Genomic DNA, 6,118 nt, shown 5'->3' with positions numbered 1-6,118 from the left:
AGAAATCAAGATACCGTTTATTTTCAATCCAGTAATGTCGCAATCAGTTATCTCAACATTTGATAAATCACAATTTCTTAATAGCCCATTGGAAAGGTTACAGTTATGAAAACTTACTGGTTTATAATGCCCATCGGGATTGTAATTTCCGTCCCCTTCCATAGGGAGAACCACATTATGAAATTCCGTTCCAAATAAATGGATGTGGTCAATAACAGCGTTGCTAAAATTAGCATCCCTAATGCTTAATCCCGACAGATTAACATCATTCAAAGTCATTCCACTCATGTTTACGTTATTTATTTTCGTCTTTGCCAAGCTGACATTATCAATGACAAGTTCCTCAGCTCTAACCTCCTGCCACTTAGAACCTGAGATATCCGCCTTTTGCAAATCCAACGGTTCAACCTTTAAGCTCATTCTCATATCCCCTTCGAAGTATAGATTAAGATGCATTAATAACTTCGACATACCCCCCCACATTTTCCTTTATTATCCAATCGACTAAATCCGCCCTTTCGCTGAACAAACGTTTAACGTATCGTCCAAAATCAATCCATAGTCGGTCGATGGAAGTGCCTACGCATATCTGAAAACGACAAACACGAAAAAGGTGTAAACTCTCCTCACCCTTCGACACCTCATCAAACCGCTCAGAATCCATTCTGGCGTGTTCTAAATGTTACTTCCATAACTAACGGGTTAAGGACACGGTGATCCGTATCAAAAATTTAATGTATTGTTACACTATACTGCCCGTTAGCACAACGCGGCTACCGATCCATGGCGGCAGCCGCGTTTTAGTTATTCATTTAACTATCGTTCCCCGTTAGTCTAACGCTTCATGTATTTTATTCTTTCCGACTAGAGATCCTTTTGTATTGTTAACATTCTCCCTGATATTACAAGCTTCTTTATATTTACATCATAGACTTGTGAAATCCAAGTCAATATAAGGAATATCATTTTTTATATTATTAATATAAAAAGTTAATGCTTCCTTATTCCAATCACTCCAATTATCAAAGTTACCCATATCAGAACTACGGTATATAAGACCAATAACGATAGCTTGTCTTAAATTAATAAATAATGGAATGGCATCTAGTGAACTACGGCTTAATGAATTTTCTTTGGAGTATCCTTGAAAAAAGTTTGAAAAAAATCGTTTTGTTATTGTCTTTCGTCTATTTACATCTGTAATAATAAATGGAATTGGAGTTTCATGGAATATCGATGTTGCAATTTCAGAAGCAAACCAACTGTACTCGCATTGATCAAAGTCAATGATGCTCGGGTGATCTTCATGATTCAGGTAATTCCCCGGACTAATGTCTCCATGAATAAGCCCAAACGAATCTCTGTCTCTTGACAATGATTGAATTTGACTTATTATTAACTCAAGTTTCTGTTGAAGCATCATCTCATTAGGTACATAATTTTGAAATTTTGTAATAGCTGGATTGTCATTCCAATCATACCTTTTTTGAATAGGAGAAAACTGTTTTGATAGCTTGTGCATCTTCCCAGTAAACCTGCCAATTCGTTCATAAAAGATATCACTTTCGATGCAAATTTCAGCCCTTCTGCCAGGAGCGAATTCAAAAGCAGTCGCAATAAAACAGTTATCAGCTTGTTCAATAACTTCAGCGTATTCACCTTGATTAGAAAGTAAAGCTTTCGATACAGTCATTCCGGAATCGGCTAGATAAGAAATAAACTCGATCTCAGCTAGCGTTATATTCTTACTCCTATGTGAGCTATGAGCAATCCTTAATATCACATTTATTGATTCACGTTCCCCTAAAAACACAAAGTTTTGAAAACCGTTAAGTTCTATAGTATCTGCAAAGTTAATGCCAAACCGACCTGCTGCCTCTAAAAAAATTTCTTTTGTAAATTTGTCTTTAATAGAACTTTCGATATGAATCTCCTCCAAATAAATAATGTTTTATTTCTTATTGAACTACCGTACCTTTATGATAGCTATCCATGTTGCTATCATCTTGGTTCCGCATGAAGTCGTGTAAATGCAACGCCATTAGATTTTTTAATATTTCTTTCCTGTCGGGATTCACCTTATCTATGAGTAACTCCATTATTCTTCCCTCCACCTTCAAATCAAACTTCTATTGCTCTAATAATCATCCAATAAAATCCTAATAAATGGAAGGTTGAATTTAATTTAAACCGTTCTTTACTGCTCAATATTCATGCGGAGGCATCAGTCTGCCACCACGCAAACCTGCCCGTTAGCGCAACGCGGCTGCCGATCTATGCCGGCAGCCGCGTTTTAGATATTTATTATGCTATAGTGTCCCGTTAGCTTAAACCTCAACAGGATCAGTTCTTATTGGCATACGATCAAAATGAGCTAAATTAAGCCACCTGAATTTCTCAATTCAATCGCACTGGCGACTGCCTATCCCGTCAAATTAATATAAGCAACACTCAGGAGCCACAAGCAAAAGGGGAGCAGAGGACTCGCGAGGGCTATATTCACCTTAATTGGTTTCTTCCATTTTAAAGAAATGATGGTGTCAGAAATGAAGAAGAGAATTGCTGCTATCAAACTGATGTGGAGTAAAATTAAGCCGAAGCCACAATGCAAAATTGCCGAGACAGTAAGCCGTAGCCATTGTCGTTGAGTAACAGCACATGCGATCATTTCACTGATCAATGAAGTAGCTATTCCGTAAAGGTAAATAGCAGGTGCCGCATACATCATATAGACGTTGATTATGCCAAAAGCCTCGTGTGAACGAGCACCGATGGAAAGCATACTACTGTCACCAAATAATTCAGGTTCCAACCAAGCAAAGATGATAGAGAAAAAGAAGGTCGCTATTGCTGCACTTATGATTTTTCTAATAAATAATTGCCTGAATGGAATGTACATTAGCTTCCCCATTTCATTTATATCCAAAAATTTCGTAACATCTCCTTACTTGAAACATTCGCGAAGTAGATTACACTATCGAAGTAGATTACACTATCCTGCCCGTTAGCTCAATGATCCGTACTTCTACCTATGATACGGTTCACCGTAGTATACCTAAGCACAAAGTAAAGTTTGACCACAATATATTTATCAGTATATAAAGATACAGCCACTCCTATTAGGAGTGGTTGTTTATTAAAAGCTATCAGAAAATGAAAGATCTAAATTCCTGAAATAATCCATCTTACTATCAATAAATCCATTATCAAAGTCAGCTTTACCTATAAGTTCCGATTCACTAAAACATAAACCAAAGAGCCAAAGTTGTCTAAGTGCAACGAATATAGGGACGACTTTAACATCATTTTCACTGAAATATCTTACGTCCCTATATCCTTTTAGAAACGCTTCCCACAGCCTGTCGACTTCATCTTTATCGTGCCTACTATGAATTTCTCTTGCTAATCTGAACTCTGCAATATCATAGGCTCTCCATCCATATCCACAAATATCGAAATCATAATGTGTCAATTTACCGTCGTCCGTAAAGGCTACATTTGTATTGCCATGCAAATCCCCATGACATACTCCCCAATCTAACCCTTCTTCCAAATGTCTTATCAACTTTTCCTTTAGTCGCATAGCAAGTTCATAAAGAAAATCATAATCCTCGTGACGATGTTCCATATGTGACCTAATTGTATTAAGCGGATTCTCAATAAGATGCTCAAAATCCAAATTACCTCTTACGTGTTCACTATTAAAGGTGTCAGCAACTTTGTGAATTTGTCCTACTGCTTTTCCAAACAGATAACTATCTTCTATAGCATGAATAGGCTTTTCATTTCCTTCAGCAAAACTAAACATAACGCCATACTTTACACCCTCAGAGACAAAAAATTCGTTAATAAAAGTCCCATCTTTTTTTCTGATGGGTATTGAAACGTCCACACCTTGCACATTGAGATAATTCAATAAATCTAATTCAAATGCGATCTCTGAACTATTTCTCCTATCAGCACGATAAACTCTGAAGATATATTTTGCTTGCTTAGTTACTAATACATAAGTATCGTTCATCCCTCTAAGGAAATACTCGAAACTAACTGGTTCATCAATATCATAATTATCTTTAATATGTGATAATATTGCTTCTTTTGACAAGAGTGAATATGCTACAGGAAATAAACTCATACTATCCCATCCCTCTATCTTTTCAATTACCAATAAATATACCATATGTTGGTATATATGTATTCCTTATCGTTTCATTTTCTATGTCTAGTCGACAGCTAGGTGTGCTATGCTCTCTATCGCAAATGGAAATAGTATCTTATATGTAAACTCCCCCCCTTTCAAATCACGTCACTTGACCGTCTAGATGCTACTTACAAGGCTACATGGTAAGTCCATTAACTTGGATACTGCCGAATAACCGTTGCCTGTAAGCCCCGCTCCCGCTTTCTAAAATGTCAAAAACTATACTCTTCGAGAAAGAGAAATTTAAAGATTATTTATGTGACATAACCTTGCGCTTAGTTCGAAATATTTCAAAATCAATTTTTCATGATTTGAAACATGAAATCTGCAAGCCAATCTGATAGGTTGTAGGTTAATTTACGGTGAACCATATACTAAATCAATTCATAAGCGGATCGCTAATTCTAACTGCCTATCACGCTATACTACCCGTTACTTCAACAACAGAAGGTTAAACATCAATTCTCCGACAAAGCTTTCTCCACAGGAGGAAAGCTTGTATTCCGTTCCGCGGTCCGTCTTTATCTCGTCGATCGACTTACAGAATTCCAAACACTTCGTAGGTGTTCCATATTGATCATGTGTATTGTCGTACATGTGCCTTATCGTCTCTCCGTCAAACGATAGATTATCGAAGATTGGTCCGCCTTCGATCGTATATTGGACAACTTGAATTTCGTCTTTGACACCAACTTTCACATTCGTCACAAACTTCTCCCAAATGTCCAAATTGCTTAGTTTGTTACGTGCATTCACGAAATCCCCGTTGGTTGCAGCTTGCTTGGAGTCGTACCTTATACCCCAGATAAGGTTATATAAATCACTGGTTGATTCTGTTGTCAGCTTATATCCTGTGCCTGTATCGGAGACGTAGGTATACATGCCGTGCGCATTACGCGCATCGATCCACAGGTGAATTTCCCACTGCTTTCTGCCTTGCATAATCACGATGTCGTAATCTGGCTGGCTCACATCGAGCCTGCCTTGCATTTTATCAGCAGACTGAACCGCTTGTGTGAAGATCTCGATCTGCTTCTTTTCTGTAAAAGTACCGTAAGGCGCTGCGTTGATGCTTCCGAAGCCAAGCGAGCGGCTCACTACAACTTGATCGCCTGTTCCTGAAACGACCTGGAGACGCGACTCTGTTACGTGTGAAGAGCTTGATTTCTCAGGGATAGCCTTTCCTTGTTCATTCTCGCAGCTTGCTATAAAAAATAGTAATGCTGCTCCCAAGATAATACTTGCCATTCTCATTAAAACTCACCCCTTAGTTCCTCCGACGCTGTTATAAAGTGGAAGGTTGCATCTTTGGGAAATGCACTAAACTGCCCGTTATTCCAACAAATAAAGAAGGAGCCGCCGCTTGGCAAGCTCCTCCGCAATCGTTCCTCGTTAGCGTAATTAATGTACAAACTTTATTCTTCTTTCATCGAAAGTTTTTTCGTCATCTCTTCCGAATCCATACCCATCTGTAATTATTGATTTAACTGGAATATGAGGGGTTAAAACTATCTTCCATTGATTATCCTCCAATGCGACACTTATGAGGAAATAATTCACACCATTGATGTGATATTTGTCTTCCCTATAAACGGTATAATCAACTGCGACATAAAAAACTCGTGGGTTGATAAATTTCTCAATATACCTCATGGGCAAAAAATGTTTTCCATACTCGATAGGAAGTTCTTTCCATGCAGCAAGAAGAGCTTTATTTATGTTGAACAGACCCAGTTTGTTTTTTTGATTCTCACTATTATTGATAAAGCCCCTAAGAGTATCACGTTCTTCTTTGACCCACAAATCAGGAATTGCAGTCCATTTTTTTTGATTTTATGCCTTAATGTATTGATTTATCACAGTTAATGCAGCATCCTCTTTTGCTAAGACAGAAGGTTCAATAGCAGAAAAACAAAG

General features: G+C 37.8%; 6 protein-coding genes. All 6 read right to left on the bottom strand.

Going from position 1 to position 6,118, the window contains the following annotated elements:
- Positions 1-420: pentapeptide repeat-containing protein (locus ACFQZR_RS05835; protein ID WP_379343708.1), on the bottom strand; the 420-nt coding region annotated here is incomplete at its 3' end.
- Between the two features lie 505 nt (positions 421-925).
- Complete coding sequence (locus ACFQZR_RS05830; RefSeq protein WP_379343706.1) at positions 926-1,939, bottom strand: phosphotransferase enzyme family protein; 1,014 nt, start codon at positions 1,937-1,939, stop codon at positions 926-928.
- Between the two features lie 483 nt (positions 1,940-2,422).
- Positions 2,423-2,911, bottom strand: coding sequence for a hypothetical protein (locus ACFQZR_RS05825; RefSeq protein WP_379343704.1), 489 nt, complete (start codon positions 2,909-2,911; stop codon positions 2,423-2,425).
- Between the two features lie 225 nt (positions 2,912-3,136).
- Positions 3,137-4,105 carry a phosphotransferase gene (locus tag ACFQZR_RS05820; RefSeq protein ID WP_379343702.1) on the bottom strand — a complete coding sequence of 323 codons (969 nt, stop codon included), beginning with the start codon at positions 4,103-4,105 and terminating at the stop codon, positions 3,137-3,139.
- Positions 4,106-4,633: 528 nt separating this feature from the next.
- Positions 4,634-5,455: a DUF4362 domain-containing protein gene (locus ACFQZR_RS05815; protein ID WP_379343699.1), complete on the bottom strand. Its 822-nt coding sequence runs from the start codon at positions 5,453-5,455 to the stop codon at positions 4,634-4,636.
- A gap of 147 nt (positions 5,456-5,602) precedes the next feature.
- Positions 5,603-6,004, bottom strand: coding sequence for a hypothetical protein (locus ACFQZR_RS05810; RefSeq protein ID WP_379343697.1), 402 nt, complete (start codon positions 6,002-6,004; stop codon positions 5,603-5,605).
- Positions 6,005-6,118 lie beyond the last annotated feature (114 nt).

This window comes from Paenibacillus sp. GCM10027629 (assembly GCF_042676425.1).
GTDB classification, from domain to species: Bacteria; Bacillota; Bacilli; order Paenibacillales; family Paenibacillaceae; genus Paenibacillus_K; species Paenibacillus_K terrigena.
Note: the sequence above shows the minus strand (reverse complement) of the source record. Positions and strands in the feature narration are given on the sequence as shown.